Raw genomic sequence first — 689 nt, 5'->3', positions numbered from 1 at the left:
GGCCCGGCCCCGGCGCCGACCCGGGCCAGGGTCATGGCGATCACGTCCGGCGGCCAGAGCGCGGGATCGTCGTGGAGCGCGGCCGGGCCGAGGCGCTCGGATCCGCGCGTGTCGAGGGACAGCACGGCGCGTTCGCCGAGATCAGTGACGAGCCCGGCATCCCGCTGGCTCTCGCTGCCGATCACGGGCCGCCCGAGGCCTGCGGCGAGGAACGCCGCGACACCCGCCGATTCGGAGAAGCCCGCATCGACCCACAGGCCGAGTCCCGGGCAGGCCCGGGCGATCGCCTCCAGAGCCCGGAGGTCCGGCCCGGTCCCGTCGATGATCGCATCGAGATCGGCGACGTAGAGACTGCGCGCGGGCCACGCATCGAGAAGCCCACGCGCGATCGCATCGGGCGCGGAGCCCTTTGCCAAGGGCGTCTCGATCGGGGCATAGGAGGAGCGCTCGCCGCGGCGCGCCCGCACCACGCGGCCGCCGCGCAGGTCGAGCACCGGGATCACCGCGAAGCCGGGGCGCCCGAGTCCGTCATCCGTCGAGGCGCGCGTCGCGGTCATATGCCCATGCCAGTCTCAAAGCAGATCGGGTGGGACCTCGGTGGGGTCCACGTCAAGGCCGCGCTGGTCGAGCACGGCCGGGTCGTGGCGGCGGCCCAGGTCCCGTGCCCGCTCTGGCAGGGCGTCGCGGCC

The 689-nt window shown here is 74.9% G+C and carries 1 protein-coding gene and 1 pseudogene; one reads left to right on the top strand and one right to left on the bottom strand.

Translation table 11 applies throughout. The features are described from left to right. A partial coding sequence (locus tag FV228_RS31705) for a HisA/HisF-related TIM barrel protein (protein ID WP_147857970.1) occupies positions 1-557 on the bottom strand: 557 nt, incomplete at its 3' end. 6 nt (positions 558-563) lie between these two features. Between FV228_RS31705 and FV228_RS34645 the strand changes: the two are divergent. Continuing rightward, a pseudogene (locus FV228_RS34645) lies at positions 564-689 on the top strand (H4MPT-linked C1 transfer pathway protein); the annotation flags it as partial.

Origin of the sequence: Methylobacterium sp. WL18, assembly GCF_008040015.1 — a bacterium.
GTDB lineage: Bacteria > Pseudomonadota > Alphaproteobacteria > Rhizobiales > Beijerinckiaceae > Methylobacterium > Methylobacterium mesophilicum.
This window is presented reverse-complemented; position numbering and strand designations above follow the sequence as displayed.